This is a genomic window from Bradyrhizobium tropiciagri (assembly GCF_018130545.1).
In the GTDB taxonomy this organism is placed as follows: Bacteria; Pseudomonadota; Alphaproteobacteria; order Rhizobiales; family Xanthobacteraceae; genus Bradyrhizobium; species Bradyrhizobium tropiciagri_A.
In genome coordinates, this window is record NZ_JAFCKF010000010.1 from 36,714 (window position 1) to 52,105 (window position 15,392).

At 65.1% G+C, this 15,392-nt stretch carries 13 protein-coding genes; 4 read left to right on the top strand and 9 right to left on the bottom strand.

Annotated elements, in window-relative coordinates:
• The 6 genes from JQ616_RS33985 to JQ616_RS34010 all read right to left on the bottom strand — a co-directional run bounded on the left by JQ616_RS33985 (position 1) and on the right by JQ616_RS34010 (position 7,407).
• Entirely contained in the window at positions 1–1,170 is a 1,170-nt protein-coding gene (locus tag JQ616_RS33985) for an aminotransferase (protein WP_212022500.1), read from the bottom strand.
• An 8-nt stretch (positions 1,171–1,178) separates the two neighbouring features.
• Positions 1,179–1,508 (bottom strand): rhodanese-like domain-containing protein, encoded by a 330-nt coding sequence (locus JQ616_RS33990; RefSeq protein WP_212022502.1) that lies wholly within the window; start codon positions 1,506–1,508, stop codon positions 1,179–1,181.
• Between the two features lie 135 nt (positions 1,509–1,643).
• Positions 1,644–3,569 carry a potassium transporter Kup gene (locus JQ616_RS33995; protein ID WP_212022504.1) on the bottom strand — a complete coding sequence of 642 codons (1,926 nt, stop codon included), beginning with the start codon at positions 3,567–3,569 and terminating at the stop codon, positions 1,644–1,646.
• A gap of 154 nt (positions 3,570–3,723) precedes the next feature.
• On the bottom strand, positions 3,724–5,646 hold the full coding sequence (locus JQ616_RS34000; RefSeq protein ID WP_249137626.1) for a potassium transporter Kup: 1,923 nt from the start codon (positions 5,644–5,646) through the stop codon (positions 3,724–3,726).
• 114 nt (positions 5,647–5,760) lie between these two features.
• Positions 5,761–6,591, bottom strand: coding sequence for an OmpA/MotB family protein (locus tag JQ616_RS34005; protein ID WP_212022506.1), 831 nt, complete (start codon positions 6,589–6,591; stop codon positions 5,761–5,763).
• Between the two features lie 42 nt (positions 6,592–6,633).
• Entirely contained in the window at positions 6,634–7,407 is a 774-nt protein-coding gene (locus JQ616_RS34010) for a motility protein A (protein WP_024582241.1), read from the bottom strand.
• 375 nt (positions 7,408–7,782) lie between these two features.
• Here JQ616_RS34010 and JQ616_RS34015 point away from each other — a divergent pair, with 375 nt between their 5' ends.
• Positions 7,783–8,760 carry an NADPH:quinone oxidoreductase family protein gene (locus JQ616_RS34015; protein WP_212022508.1) on the top strand — a complete coding sequence of 326 codons (978 nt, stop codon included), beginning with the start codon at positions 7,783–7,785 and terminating at the stop codon, positions 8,758–8,760.
• Positions 8,761–8,787: 27 nt separating this feature from the next.
• On the opposite strand, the gene JQ616_RS34020 is transcribed toward JQ616_RS34015, so the two are convergent.
• Positions 8,788–9,489: an enoyl-CoA hydratase/isomerase family protein gene (locus JQ616_RS34020; RefSeq protein ID WP_212022510.1), complete on the bottom strand. Its 702-nt coding sequence runs from the start codon at positions 9,487–9,489 to the stop codon at positions 8,788–8,790.
• A 105-nt stretch (positions 9,490–9,594) separates the two neighbouring features.
• Here JQ616_RS34020 and JQ616_RS34025 point away from each other — a divergent pair, with 105 nt between their 5' ends.
• From JQ616_RS34025 to JQ616_RS39520, 3 genes are all read left to right on the top strand, one after another.
• Positions 9,595–10,476: a haloalkane dehalogenase gene (locus tag JQ616_RS34025; RefSeq protein WP_212022512.1), complete on the top strand. Its 882-nt coding sequence runs from the start codon at positions 9,595–9,597 to the stop codon at positions 10,474–10,476.
• Between the two features lie 733 nt (positions 10,477–11,209).
• Positions 11,210–11,695: a GNAT family N-acetyltransferase gene (locus JQ616_RS34030; RefSeq protein ID WP_249137680.1), complete on the top strand. Its 486-nt coding sequence runs from the start codon at positions 11,210–11,212 to the stop codon at positions 11,693–11,695.
• 202 nt (positions 11,696–11,897) lie between these two features.
• On the top strand, positions 11,898–12,263 hold the full coding sequence (locus JQ616_RS39520; RefSeq protein WP_249137627.1) for a hypothetical protein: 366 nt from the start codon (positions 11,898–11,900) through the stop codon (positions 12,261–12,263).
• A gap of 11 nt (positions 12,264–12,274) precedes the next feature.
• On the opposite strand, the gene JQ616_RS34040 is transcribed toward JQ616_RS39520, so the two are convergent.
• Both JQ616_RS34040 and JQ616_RS34045 read right to left on the bottom strand, forming a co-directional pair.
• A complete protein-coding gene (locus tag JQ616_RS34040; RefSeq protein ID WP_212022515.1) occupies positions 12,275–13,543 on the bottom strand; it encodes an NAD(P)/FAD-dependent oxidoreductase in 1,269 nt (422 codons plus the stop codon).
• On the bottom strand, positions 13,543–15,207 hold the full coding sequence (locus tag JQ616_RS34045; protein ID WP_212022517.1) for a thiamine pyrophosphate-binding protein: 1,665 nt from the start codon (positions 15,205–15,207) through the stop codon (positions 13,543–13,545). The genes JQ616_RS34040 and JQ616_RS34045 overlap by 1 nt, the downstream gene beginning before the upstream one ends.
• Between the last annotated feature and the right edge of the window lie 185 nt (positions 15,208–15,392).

The window sequence follows — 15,392 nt, forward strand, 5'->3', positions numbered from 1 at the left end:
CTACCTCTTGCGACGATGCACCGCGTCCGACAGCCGCTCCAGCGCGGTGTCGAGTGTCGAGTCTTTCTTGGCGAAACAGAAACGCACGACCGACGTCACCGCATCCTGCTCGTAAAACGCCGACACTGGAATAGCCGCGACCTTGTAATCCTGCACAATTCGCCAGCAGAACTCCGCATCGGTCTCGTTGAGACCGAGCGGCGACAAGTCGACGGTGAGGAAGTAGGTGCCCTGCGACTTGAGCACCGGAAAGCCGATGCTCTCGAGCCCCTTGGTGAGGCGGTCGCGACTGCGCGCCATGTCCTTGCGCATGTCGAAGAAATAATCGTCCGGCTTGCCGAGGCCGTACGCAACCGCGGCCTGCAGATTGGGCGCGGTCGTGAAGGTCAGGAACTGGTGCACTTTCGCCGCCACGCGCAGCAGCGGCGGCGCGGCGCAGACGAATCCGATCTTCCATCCGGTCAGCGAGAAGATCTTGCCGGCGCTACCGACCTTGATGGTGCGATCGCGCATCCCCGGGATCGTGATCAGCGGGATATGCTCCCGCCCGTCGAACGTGACGTGTTCCCAGACCTCGTCGCAGATCGCGACCGTGTCGAACTCCTGGCAGAACCGCGCCAGCAGTTCGAGGTCCTCGCGCGGATAGACCACCGCCGCGGGGTTGAGCGGATTGTTGAACAGCACCGCCTTGGTCTTGTGGTTGAAGACGCTGCGCAGCATCTCCTCGTTCAGCCGCCACTCCGGCGGTTCGAGCCGCAACAGCCGCGGAATGCCGCCGGCCTGACGGATGATCGGCAGATAGGAATCATAGACCGGCTGGAAGCACACCACCTCGTCGCCGGGCTCGACCACAGACAGGATCGAGGACGTCAGCGCCTCGGTGCCGCCTGAGGTGACCATCACCTCGGTCATCGGATCGAGCTTGAGCCCGTGCCAATGGCCGTAATGCGTTGCGATCGCCTGACGGAGTTCCGGAATGCCCATCATCGACGGATACTGGTTGTAGCCGTTGATGGACGCGTCCGCGGCGGCGCGGCGGATGTCCTCCGGTCCGGGATCGTCGGGAAAGCCCTGTCCGAGATTGATGGCGTTGTTGTCGCGCGCAGCCTGCGACATCGCCTCGAAGATGGTGACGGGAAGGTCCGCGAAGACCTTGTTCATGGAGGTCATGTCAGGGATCAGCCGCCGGTCTTGGTGGGCAGTCCCGCCGCCTTCCAGCCGATGATGCCACCCGCCAGGTGCTTGTCGTAGGGCAGGCCCGCGGCTTGTGCCGCCAGCGAGGCCGTCACCGAGCGCTTGCCGGAGCGGCAGGCGAACACCACCTGCTTGCCTTTCGGATCGGGGATCGCGGCCGGATCGAAGGTCGACAGCGGCACCACGACGCCATCGGGATAGGCTTCGACGGCGACCTCATTGGGCTCGCGAACGTCGACCAGCAGATAGCGGCCCTCCGCTATGCCCTTCGACACCTCGTCCGGAAACAAATCTTCCACCTTGTGATCCGCCACGGAAATATCCTCCCGATATCAGCTTGGCGAGCGTCGCGCGGCTCGCCGTTCCGGGCCGCAAAGTCGCCTCTTGCGGCAAGAAAATCAAGCGTCCGAAACGGGTTAGATGTCGCGCAGAATCGCCAGATCGTGGGCCTAGATCGTGACCTGCGTGCCGACCTCGACCACCCTCCCGGTCGGGATCTGGAAATAGTCAGTGGCGTCGTTCGACGAGCGGCTCAGCGCGATGAACAGATGGTCCTGCCAGCTCGGCATGCCCGAATGCGCCGCCGGCTTCAGCGCGCGGCGGGACAGGAAGAACGAGGTCGACATGATGTCGAACTGCCAGCCCAACTTGCGGGCGATCGCCAGCGTCTTCGGCACGTTCGGCTGCTCCATGAAGCCGAACTTCAGCGTCACCTTGGAGAAGGTCTCGGTCAGCTGCTCCATCCGCACCCGCTCGGACGGATCAATGCGCGGCGTCGGCGCGGTCTCGATGGTGAGGATGACGTTCTTCTCATGCAGCACCTTGTAGTGCTTGAGGCTGTGCATCAGCGCGGTCGGCGCGCTGACCGGATCGCTGGTCAGGAACACGGCGGTGCCGGAGACCCGCTGCGGCGGCCGCTTCTCGAGCATCGCGACGAGATCGGCGAGCGGGAATTCCAGCTTGCGCGACTTCTCGAACAATAGCCGGCTGCCGCGCCGCCAAGTGTACATCACCACGATCATGGCGCCGCCAAGCGCCAGCGGCACCCAGCCGCCCTCGAACACCTTGAGCAGATTGGCGGCGAGGAACGTGATGTCGAGAAATAGGAACGGGGCGACCAGCGCGGCAGCGGCGATCGGCGACCAGCGCCAGACCTTCCAGATCACCACGAAGCCCATCATCGCCGTCACCACCATGGTGCCGGTCACCGAGATACCGTAGGCCGACGCCAGCGCGCTGGATGAGCGGAACATCAGGACCAGCACGATCACGGCGATGAACAGGAACCGGTTGATGCGCGGCATGTAGATCTGCCCGGAATGCGCTTCCGAGGTGTGGCGGATCTCAAACCGCGGCAGCAGGCCGAGCTGGATCGCCTGCCGGGTCAGCGAATAGGCGCCGGTGATGACGGCCTGGCTCGCGATCACGGTCGCCATGGTCGCCAGCGCAACCATCGGGATCAGCGCCCAGTCTGGGAACATCAGGAAGAACGGGTTCTCAATGCCCTTGGGATCGCCGATCAGGAGCGCGCCCTGCCCGAGATAGTTCAGCGCCAGTGACGGCAGCACGATGAACAGCCACGCAGTCTGGATCGGGCGCTTGCCGAAATGGCCGAGATCGGCATAGAGCGCCTCCGCGCCGGTCACGGCGAGGAACACGGCACCGAGCGTGATGAAGCCGATCACGCCGTGATGCAGCATGAACGACACCGCAAGGATCGGATTGAGCGCGTACAGCACCTCGGGATGCCGCGCGATCTGCGGTAGCGCGGCGACCGCAATCACCGTGAACCAGACGCACATCACCGGCCCGAAGAAGGCCGCGACGCGCGCTGTACCGCGCGATTGTACCGCGAACAGCACGACCAGGATCACCACCGTGAGCGGCACGACATAGGGATCGAAGGTCGAGGTGACGAGCTTGATGCCTTCGATCGCCGACAGCACCGACAGCGCCGGCGTGATCACGGCATCGCCGTAGAACAGCGCGCCGCTGATGATGCCGAGCAGCACGATCGCGGCGGCACCCTTGGTCGCGGCGCGCTGCGCCAGCGCCATCAGCGCCAGTGTCCCGCCTTCGCCATTGTTATCGGCACGGAGCAGGATCACGACGTATTTGAGCGTGACGACGACGATCAGCGCCCACAGGATCAGGCTGAGCACGCCGAGCACCGCATGCGTCGTGACACCGCCCTCGCCGCCGGCAGCCGCGACGACGGCCTCGCGCAGCGCGTAGAGCGGGCTGGTGCCGATGTCGCCATAGACGACGCCGATGCTGCCGAGCATCAGCGCCTTGAAGGTGGCGGTTGAATGCGCCTCGCCATGGCCGTTTGCCGCGGGCGTTTCCGCCGCGGTGATCGCACTCTCGGATGACATGGGAAGCTGAGCCTCTGTCTTCTGCCGCACTGCACAATGCCGGGTTGCAGGCCTATACTCCCGGCAGGAATGCATAGGTTAGCACGGATTCAGGCCTCCACTATGCGTATCACGCATAGATCACGGCTTTTCAACGCCGAAATTCGCTGTTGGCTCAGATAGTTACCTGAGTACCCACTTCAACCACCCGTCCGGTCGGGATCTGGAAATAGTCGGTGGCGTCGTTGGCGGACCGGCTCATCGCGATGAACAGATGGTCCTGCCACTGCGGCATCCCGGACTGGGCCGACGGCTTCAGCGAGCGGCGCGACACGAAGAACGAGGTCGACATGATGTCGAACTGCCAGCCGAGCTTGCGGGCCACCGCGAGCGCCTTCGGCACGTTCGGCGATTCCATGTAGCCGAAGCGCAGCCGCACCGCGGTGAACTTGTCGCTGACCTTCTCCATGCTGACGCGTTCGGACAGATCGACGCGCGGCGTCGGTGCGGTCTCGATGGTCAGGATCACGTTGTGCTCGTGCAGCACCTTGTTGTGCTTGAGATTGTGCAGCAGCGCGGTCGGCACGAAGCTCGGGTCGCTGGTCAGGAATACCGCGGTGCCCTTGACGATGTGCGGCGGCCGTTTTTCCAGGCTGTGGATCAGGTCGCGCAGCGGCACCTCGATGCGGCGCGTCTTGGCGACCAGGATCGCGGCGCCACGGCGCCAGGTCCAGATCATCGTCGCCATCACGACGCCGAACAATAGCGGCACCCAGGCGCCTTCGAACAGCTTCAGGAGATTGGCGCTGAAGAAGGTCATGTCGACGATCACGAACGGCAGGATCAGCGCCGCCGCCGACGCCACCCGCCAGTTCCACAGCTTCCAGATCACGATGAAGCCCATGATGCCGTCGGCGACCATGGTGGTGGAGACGGCGATGCCGTAGGCCGAGGCGAGCCCGCTCGAGGTACGGAACAGCAGCACCAGCAGCAGCACGCCGATCAACAGCAGCCGGTTGACCCGCGGCAGATAGATCTGCCCGGCATGGGTCTCCGAGGTGTAGCGGACCTCGAAGCGCGGCAGGAGGCCGAGCTGCACCGCCTGGCTGATCAGCGAATAGGCGCCGGTGATGACTGCCTGGCTCGCGATCACGGTCGCGGCGGTGGCGAGCCCGATCAGCGGCAGCAGCAGCACGTCCGGCACCATGCGGTAGAACGAGTTCTCGATCGCGGCCGGATCGGACAGCACCAGCGCGCCCTGCCCGAAATAGTTCAGCAGCAGCGAGGGCAGCACGAAGAACAGCCAGCCGGACTGGATCGGCTTGCGGCCGAAATGCCCGAGATCGGCGTACAGCGCCTCGCCGCCGGTCACCGCGAGGAACACCGCGCCCAGGGTTACCAGGCCGACGGTGCCGTGGGTCAGCATGAACTGGATCGCGTAATACGGATTGATCGCCGCCAGCACCGACGGATCATCCATGATGTGGACCAGCCCCATCACCGCGAGCGAGGCGAACCACACCACCATGACCGGCCCGAAGGCCGAGGCGACACGCGCGGTGCCGGAGCGCTGGACCGAGAACAGCACGACGAGGATCAGGATCGTCAGCGGCACCACATAGTGCTCGAGATGCGGCGTGGCGAGCTTGAGGCCTTCGACCGCCGACAGCACCGAGATCGCCGGCGTGATCATGGAATCGCCGATGAACATCGAGGCGCCGACGACGCCGAGTGCGAGCAGCGGCCAGCTGCGCCGTCCGAGCGCCCGCTGGCCGAGCGCCATCAGCGACAGCGTGCCGCCCTCGCCATTGTTGTCGGCGCGCAGCAGCAGCAGGACGTATTTGGCGGTGACGACGGTGAACAGCGCCCACAGGATCAGGCTGAGCACGCCCAGCACCATGATGCGCGTGACGGGCTGACCGTGCGCGGCACCGCCGACCGCCTCGCGGAAGGCGTAGAGCGGCGACGTTCCGATATCGCCGAACACCACCCCGATGCTGCCTAGCGTCAGGGCCCAGAAACTGGAGGTGCCATGCCCCGCACCTTGGGCCGTGCCTTGGGCCTCCTGGGCTTCGCTGGATGTGACGCTGGCAGCCATGGCGAAGTTGGAACGCCCGATCGGTTGATTTTGATCCGCGCGGCTATCGACGCTTCCGCCCGACCTGTCAACCAATCAACACGCCAGCGCGACGGTAGCATGGTATTTTTGCGGTTACGGCTTCAAATCCGGCGGCAGCGGCGGATTTTCCCGCATCAACGTGATGGTCACGCGACGGTTGGCAGGCAGCGTCGGGTCGTCGGGAAACAGCGGCTGGCCGTCCGCCTTGCCGGAAACCGCGAAAATATGCGACGGCGGCAATCCTTCCCGCTCGAGAATCTGTCGCACCGCATTGGCGCGGTCGGCGGAGAGGTCGAAAGCGTCGTAATCGCTGCGCGCCGGCACGAAGCCTGCGGCTGTATGTCCCACGATCGCGACCCTCAGCGGCGTCGCCTTCAGGGGAGCTGCGAGCTTCTGGATCAGGCGGCGGGTGCGCTCATACGGCTCCCTGGAGCCGTCGGCGAACATCGAGCGACCGTCCTGATCGACGATCTCGAGGTTGAGCCCCTCCTTGGTCTCCTCGAACATGATATTCTTGGAGATCTCGGTCAGCTCCGGCATGTCCTGCAGCGCCTGGCGCAGCGAAGCGGAGGCGAGCGCGAATTCGCGGTCGATCTTCAGCCGCGCGCCGTTGATCTGGCTGCGCTCCTTTTCGTCCGGCGTCGGATTGGCGGAGGACTCTTCGGGCGAGATGTGCTCGACATTCTTCAGCTTCGGCCGGGTCGGCAGGCCGTCGGACTCGACGATCCCTGAATAGCGCACATTGGTCTGCACGCCGAAGGCGTCGCGCATCGAGCCGGCGACGATCTTCAGCTTGTTGTTGTCCATGGTGGAGAACGCGACGAGCATCACGAAGAAGCTCATCATGAGGCCCATCAGGTCGGCGAAGGTCACGAACCAGCCGTGACCTCCACCGTGAGCGTCGCCGCGCTTTTTCTTGGCCATTGTCGCGTTCTTCCGGCTGCGTTTCCCGAGAGCGCCGGCCGATCAGGCCGGAACCGGCTCGCCTTCCTCGTGGCGATGCTTCTCCGGCAAATAGGCCAGCAGCATCTCGCGCACCAGCGCGGGGCTCTTGGAGTCGCGGATCATCAGGATGCCGTCGATGATCAGCGTGCGGTTGGTCTCCTCGTCGAGCAGCTTGCCGTGCAGCTTGTCTGCGATCGGCAGACAAAACAGGTTGGCGACCAGCGCGCCGTACAGCGTCGCGAGCAGCGCGGTCGCCATGAACGGGCCGAGCTTCGACGGGTCGGTCATGTTGGCGAACATCTGCACCATGCCGATCAGCGTGCCGATCATGCCGAACGCCGGCGCGCAGTCGCCGATCGCGCGGTAGATCTTGCTGCCCTCATCGAGGTGCATCAGGAAATTGTCGCGATCGCGCTCCAGGTTGTCGCGGATGAATTCGAGGTCGTAGCCGTCGGCGACGTAGCGGATGCCCTTGGCAAGGAACGGCTCGTCGGTCTCGACCTTTTCCAGGCCGACCGGGCCCTGCTTGCGGGCGATCTCGGCGATACGGGCGAGCTCGTCGACCAGGTCGCGCGCCGACAGCCGGCTCATGGTGAAGGCAAACTTGGCGCCGAGCGGCAGCCCGTGCAGCATCACGCCGAGCGGAAAGCGGATCATGGTCGCCGCGATCGAGCCGCCGAAGATGATGATCATGGCATGTTCGGAGATGAACATGTGCAGGTCGCCGCCCATGAACATCATTACTGCGATGACGATGATGCCAGCCAACAGCCCGGCGCCAGTCATGATATCCATCGGAGACTCCAACGCGTACGCAACCTGCCCGTCCTGGACGGCGCGCAGCCCAGTGCGGGCCGCGTGGAAAAACCCTAACGTTAACGCCATTAAGGACGCGTTACCGAATTTGGTAGGGATAACAACGGGTAAACGCCGGCATTTTCGCGATGTCGTTGAAGATATTGGCTTTCCGCATCGAACGCCGGCGCGGCATGCGCAAAAGGTCTCCCCGTAGAACAACGGACATGAGATAGGTTCGGCCAGAGCGTTTTCGAGCGAAGTGGGTACTGGTTCGCGCGAAGAAAACGCGTCAACACAAGAATTGAGAGCCCCGTTCCGATTCAATCGGAACCGAAAAGGCTCTCGAGGAAACGAACCAGCGAGCAGGACAGGATGAAGGCGGTCGTCGTCGAACAATATGCGCCCATCGATCAGATCGGGCTGAAGCAGATCGCCACCCCCGAGCCCGGCCCGGGACAGATCCGCGTCCGGGTCCATGCCGCGAGCATCGGCTTCGTCGACGGGCTGAAGGTCGAGGGCCGCTACCAGACCAAGGATGCCCTGCCCTTTACGCCCGGTGCCGAATTCGCCGGCGTGGTCGATGCGGTCGCAAGCGACGTCACCGGCATCACCCCGGGGATGCGGGTGATGGGCGCGGCGCGCTCGGGCGCGCTGGCCGAGCAGATCGTGGTGCCGCCTGCCGCGGTCGAGATCATGCCCGACGGCCTGTCGATGGAGGCCGCAGCCGCCTTCCGCACCAACTACCTCACCGCGCTGTACGCGCTTGGCGAACGCGGCGCGCTCAAGGCCGGCGAGCGGCTCTTGGTGCTCGGCGCCGCCGGCGGCACCGGCATTGCCGCCATCCAGGTCGGCAAGCTGCTCGGCGCGCGCGTCATCGCCGCGGCCTCGACTGAGGAGAAGCGCAGCTTCGCCGCCAGCTTCGGTGCCGACGCCGTGGTCGACTACACAAGGCCCGATTGGCGCGACGCACTGAAGGAGGCGACCGGCGGCCACGGCCCCGACGTGATCTTCGATCCGGTCGGCGGCGAGGTCTCGCTGCAGGCATTCCGCTCGATCGCCTGGAACGGCCGCCATGTCGTGGTCGGCTTTGCCGCCGGCCAGATCCCCGCTCTGCCGTTCAACCTGCCGCTCCTGAAGGGCGGCATTCTGATCGGCGTCGACGCCGCCCAGATCGCGCGCCGCGAACCGGAGGCGCAGGCGCGCGTGATGACGCAATTGTCGGCGTGGCTGAACGACGGCCGTTTGACGCCGGTGGTCGGCAAGGTGTTCGCGTTTGACGATTTCCGCGCGGCGTTCACGACGATGCAGACCCGTGCCGCGCTCGGCAAGATGGTGGTGCGCATCGGTTAAACGAACCAGGGCAGGCATTGCGTCCGGTCAGCCGAACGACGCGAGAAACGCATCCTGCCCGGTCGAGGCCAACTCCTCGAGGCGCGCGGCAAGCTGGCCGCGGATTTGCCGCTTCACCGCGCGAAATCCCGGCTGAGCGGCGAGGCTCCTTGCCGCGGCGATCGATTTGCTTTGCAGATCCGCACCCGCGCAAATCGCATCGATGATCCGCTGATCGAGGCATTCGCGCGTACCAAGCACGGCGCTCGTCAGCGTCAGGCGGCGCAACAGTTCCGGCGAAAGCTCATGGCGCATCACTTCGAGCGGGCCCGCCGGGAACGGGATGCCGGCCTGCGCCTCGGTCATGCCGAGCTTTGCGGCCGCGCTGTCGACCGCGAGGCGATAGTCACATCCCAGCATGAGCACGAAGCCGCCGCCGAGCGCATGGCCATTGACCGCCGCCACGACCGGGACAGGGATCGACAGCAAGCGCGCCAGCATCCGCGTGATCGCGCGCACCATGGCATGGCGCTGCTCGCGGGCGTAGCTCGCAAACGCACGCGTATCGACCCCCGCCGAAAACACCTGACCGCCGCCGGAGAGCACCACGCCGTTCGCTGGGGCGTCAGCGGCCGCCGCGGCAAACGACTGTTCGAGCGACGCAATGGCATCGAGATCGAGCGCGTTGACGGGCGGCCGATCGATAGTCACGAGCAGCGTTTCGTCGATCCTTGATGTGACGACAGTCATTTCATCTCCGCTTGGGCCATCGTGCCCTATGGTAGACTACCACGGGAAAGCGCGCCCGGCGTACTTGCGCGACCGAACGACGAATCGAAAGGGAGAGCCATGCAGATGCTCCGAACACCGGACCCGCGCTTCGCCGAATTGCCCGGATTTGCGTTCGCGCCCCACTATGTTGAGATCGGTGCGTTGCGCATGCACTATCTCGACGAGGGACTGAAGGTCGCGCCAGTGGCGCTTTGCCTGCATGGCCAGCCGACCTGGGCCTACCTCTATCGAAACATGATCCAGGCGCTTCTCGCCGCGGGCTACCGCGTCGTAGCGCCGGACTTGTTCGGCTTCGGCCGTTCCGACAAACCCGTCGACGAAGACGCCTACACGTTCGACTTCCACCGATCTTCGGTCATGTCGCTGATCGAGACGCTCGACCTGCGCCGCGTCATGTTGGTGTGCCAGGATTGGGGAGGACTGATCGGACTGACGATACCCATGGACATGGCAGATCGCTTCGATCGACTGCTGGTGATGAATACGATGCTCGGCACCGGAGACGCGCCGCTCGGCGACGGCTTTCTTGCGTGGCGGGCTTTCTCCAATCGCAGCCCGGACATGGACATCGCGGCGTTGATGCAGCGCGCGGTCCCCGGTCTCGCAGACAGGGAAGCCGCCGCCTACGCCGCACCCTATCCGGACGCGCGGCACAAGGCCGGCGTACGCCGCTTTCCCAATCTGGTGCCGGACCGGCCGGACGCCGGCGGCGCGGCGCTTTCGCGGCGCGCGCGGGATTTCTGGTCGCAGCAATGGACCGGACAAAGCTTCATGGCGGTTGGCATGAAGGACCCGGTGCTCGGACCGCCGGTGATGAACCTGCTGCGACAGGTGATCCGAAACTGTCGGCTGCCGCTCGAACTGCCGGACGCCGGGCATTTCGTGCAGGAAGCCGGCAAGATCATCGTCGTCGAGGCGATGAAGACGTTCGGTCCGGCGCGTTGACGCGCAAATGCATTCGCGTTCTCGCAACATGATTTGCCCGAGCTTTGCTTGTCGTTCCGCCCTCCTCGTACAGAGGGCGCAGGGAAAGCCGGGTGCCGATCGCACCCATGGGTCCCGAGCAATGGGTAGAAAGCTCGGGGGTCGAACCACAGGTGTAACCGGAGCAATCCGGCTTTCCCTGCGCGATGGCTTACAGCTTACTTCGTGCTCTCCCCGGCGAGACTGGGCTTTGTTGTCACCGTCTTCACAACGCGCATCGCGCAATGCGAAAAGACACCTACCACTAGGGCGTCAGGACCACACGACTTCACCGTCCGCGTCATGCGCATTCGTCGACTGCGCAATCGGCGTCCACCGCATCCCACACCGCGTTCGTGACGATCGCGATCCGCCCCTCGTATCGGGTGAGACCGACGCATTAAACATCTGAGTTGGGTCTGGCGTCAAGTTAAATTCTGAAAAGCCGAACGGAATGATTGAATCGTAGGATGGGTAGAGCGCAGCGAAACCCATCGATTTCTGCTCGCAGCACCAATGATGGGTTTCGTTTCGCTCTACCCACCCTACCCACCTGGAATTATTCGTAGTATCGCGCAGTCGGGACTGTGCGACGTATGATCGAAGGCTTCATTGACCCGTAATCCCTGAGCCGAGGCGGAGCCGGATGCAGCTGTTGACACCAAGGCTCCTCCTCCGACCATGGATGGATTCAGACAGATTGCCCTTTGCGGAAATGTCTGAAGATGCCGACGTGATGGAATATCTCCGCCCGCTCGCAACGCGGGATGCATCCGACGCCTGGATCGACTACCAGATCATCCATCAATCCTCCCATGGGTTCTGCATGTGGGCCGTTGATTCGAGAGCATCCGGCAAATTCATCGGGGCTGTCGGACTTTTGCACGTCGGCTTTGCCGCCCGCTTCACGCCAGCTGTCGAAGTCGGCTGGCGGCTGGCCAGGCAGTTCTGGGGACAGGGGTTTGCTGTGGAAGCTGCGCGAGCGGCTCTTCAGTTTGGCTTCGAAGAGGTTCGGCTTGCAGAGGTCGTGGCGCATGCGAGCATTCGAAACGCTCGATCCAGACGCCTGATGGCCAAGCTTGGGATGCGCCACGACAGCGCAGAGGATTTTGACCATCCCCGCATCCCGGAAGATAACCCATTGCGTCGGCAAGCTCTTTATCGACTGGCACGAGATGCGTGGATATCTCAATGCGCATGACACCGCCATGCGAGAGATCGTCCGAAGGCGGGACAAGGCCGTTGCGGCCCGCCTGCGCCGCCCGAGACATGACGCAAGTCACTGGGAAACCGCGGCATCGGGTCGTAGGAACCATCGTCGCAGCGGCGCATTGTCATTCACCCATCGGTTGAGAGGTATTATACCGCTAGTATCGGTATGCGCGCCGATCCTGTAGCATTCCTTGTCCATCGAGGAGCCAATTAGCCGTCGTCTGCTGTATTTCAGGATTCTTCATCTTGGCACTTTTTGCATATCGAACATCGGGCGCGACGTCCCGATCGCGCAGGCGGACCGCCGCCGCAAGAGCCGTGCGATGAAGACGGACAAGGCCATCTGGTACGTCTCGTTCGCCGTGCGAAACCCTGACGCCGGACACCACCGCTTCGCGCGCCAGACCCGTACCTTCACGACCGAGCAGGATGCCAAGGCTTTCGCGCGCACCCTGCTCGACCAGACGGAGGACGTCAGCGCCGGCACGATCAATCCGCATATGCCGAGACGCGTGATCGCGCCGGCCGCGATCACGACCTGGGCCGGCGACAGCTGAGGCTCGTTTTCCTAGAGGAAGCGCGCCGGCGAAAACGGCTGCAGCGGAATCTCCGGTGCCTTGCCGCTCAGCAGCTGCGCGACCAGCCGGCCGGTGCGGGCCGAGCCGACCAGGCCGACATGGCCGTGGCCGAAGGCATAGACCACGTCGCGCGAGGCGCGGCTGTGGCCGATGCAGGGCCGCCCGTCGGGCATGCTCGGGCGATGGCCGAACCAGGTCTTGATCCGCGACGGTGGAATATCCCTGGGCAGTTTCGGGAACATGCTGAACAGGTGCTCGCGCAGGATCTCGGCGCGCTTCCAGTTCGGCTCGGCGTCGAGGCCTGCGATCTCCACGGTGCCGGCGGCGCGCAGGCCCTTGTCGGTCCAGTTGACCACCATCTTGGCATCCGAGGCCATCATCGAATCGCGCGGGCCGGATTCCGGGTTCTCGATCATGACGTGATAGCCGCGCTCGGTTTCGAGCGGCAGGGAATCGCCGATCGACGCGGTCAGCTGCTTGGAGCGTGCGCCGGCGGCGACAACCGCGGCGTCGCAGGCGATCTCGCCGGTCTCGGTGACCACGGCGACGAGCCTGTCACCCGCAAGCTTGAGGCCTGTGGCCTTGGCTGTGATGCGCTCGGCGCCGCTCGCGATGGCGTGCGCGGCCAGCGCTGCGACATACGCGCCGGGATCGCGGCAGCGGCCGGCCTCCTCCACCACGACGCCGAATTTGTAGCGCGGATGCAGATCGGGCTCGCGCTGGCGCATCTCGTCCTCATCGAGCTCGAGCCATTCGATCCCGACGCGCTTGCGGATGCGCCAGCCGAGATCGCGGTCGAACGGCGCGCGCGAGGGAAACACATGCATCACCCCGCGCCGCTCGATCAGCTCAGGCACCCCGGCTTCCTCGGCGAGCTGCCTGTGCAGCAGCGGCGCGTCCTTCAGCAGATCGCGCATCGCCCGCGCGGTGGCCTCGACCTGCGGCTCGGTCCAGCTCGACAGCAGATACTTGATCAGCCACGGCAAGGCCTTCGGCAGATACGACCAGCGGATCGCGAGCGGCCCGAGCGGATCCATCAGATAGCCCGGTACCTTCTTCCAGGTGCCCGGCTCCGCCGGTGGAATCACCGAATGCGACGACAGCCAGCCGGCGTTGCCATAGCTTGCGGCCTGGGTGCCGCCGGGCTCGCCCGGATCGATCAACGTGACGCGATGCCCCTCGCGCAGGGCCTCGATGGCGCTGATCACGCCGACCGCGCCGGCGCCGATGATCGCGACGTGACGGCTCGTTCCGTTCATCAGCGCTTCGCTGTCTCGGGCACAAAGTCCTTGCCGACCGACAACGCGCGCTGATCGACCAGACAGTGCAGGATCGCGGGCTTGCCGGAGGCCAGCGCGCGCTCGAAGGCGGGCGCGAAGTCCTCGGTGCGCTCGACCCGCTCGCCATGGCCGCCAAACGCCTTGGCGTAAAGCGCGAAGTCCGGGTTCTTGAGCTGGGTGCCGACCACGCGGCCGGGATAATCGCGCTCCTGATGCATGCGGATGGTGCCATATTGCGCGTTGTCGATGACGACGACGATCAGCGGCGCGTCATACTGCACGGCCGTGGCGAACTCCTGCCCGTTCATCAGGAAGCAGCCGTCGCCGGCGAAGGCGACGACGACACGGTCAGGATGATGCCGCTTGGCCATCACGGCCGCCGGCACGCCATAGCCCATCGAGCCCGAGGTCGGCGCCAGCTGCGCAGCGAACGAGTGGAAGCGATGATGGCGATGGATCCAGCCGGCGTAGTTGCCGGCGCCGTTGCAGACGATCGCATCCTTGGGCAGCCGGTCGCGCAGCCAAGTCACCACCTCGCCATATTGGAAGCTGCCGGGCAGCTCACGCGGCTTGTCGGTCCATGCAAGATAATCGGCGTGCGCCTTGGCCGCCTCGCCCTTCCAGGCGGGCGCGGCCGCGGGCTTCATGGCCTCGACCGCAGCGGCGAAGGCGGCAGGCGTCGCCTGGATCGCCAGCGCCGGCTGGTAGACGCGGCCGAGCTCCTCCGAGCCGGGATGGACGTGGATCAGCTGCTGGCTCGGCGTGGGGATGTCGAGCAGCGTGTAGGACGACGACGGCATCTCCGACATGCGGCCGCCGATCAGGAGGATCACATCGGCGCCGGTGAAGCGATCTTTCAGCTTCGCGCTCGGGCCGATGCCGAGATCGCCGGCATAGTGCGAGTGGTCGGCGTCGAACAGCGAGGCGCGGCGGAATGAAGTGGCGACCGGCAGGTCGAACCGCTCGGCAAAGCGCGCGATGCCCTTGGCCGCCTCGGCGGTCCAGGCCGAGCCGCCGAGCACCACCAGCGGCGCCTTGGCGCCGGCGAGCATCGCGCCGAGGCGATCGAGATCGGCCGGCGCCGGCCAGCTCACCGCCGGCTCGACCTTCGGCGCGTCGGCGACCGCGGCGGTTTCCGTCAGCATGTTTTCCGGCAGCGAGATCACCACCGGACCAGGCCGGCCTTGCAGCGCGACGCGGAACGCGCGCGCGACCAGTTCCGGAATGCGATCCGGGCGATCGATCTCGACCGCCCATTTCGCCATGGTGCCGAACACCGCCTTGTAGTCGAGCTCCTGGAACGCCTCGCGCTCGCGCATACCGGTGTCGACCTGGCCGACGAACAGGATCATCGGGGTCGAATCCTGCATCGCGATGTGCACGCCATGGGCGGCGTTGGTCGAACCCGGGCCACGGGTGACGAAGCAGACGCCGGGACGCCCGGTGAGCTTGCCATAGGCCTCCGCCATCATCGCCGCACCGCCCTCGGCGCGGCAGATCACGACGTCGATCGGGCTGTCATGCAGGGCATCAAGCGCCGCCAGATAGCTCTCGCCCGGCACGCAGGTGACGCGCTCCACCCCCTGCGCGACCAGCTGGTCGATCAGGATCTGGCCTCCGGTGCGGGCATTGCTTTTGGTCATGAGGGCTCCCTGCGGGCATTTGGCGCGCGTCTTGGCTTCGCGCGGATCGTGGTCCCACGGGGGTATGATAGTCGGAAATATGGCGCAAGGCCGAAGTCGCCGCGGGATGCGGACGCCGCATTGAGCCATGCGGCAGGGAAAGGGCAGCGCGCGATTGCCGTCGATTTGCGCAGGGCCGCCCCCGG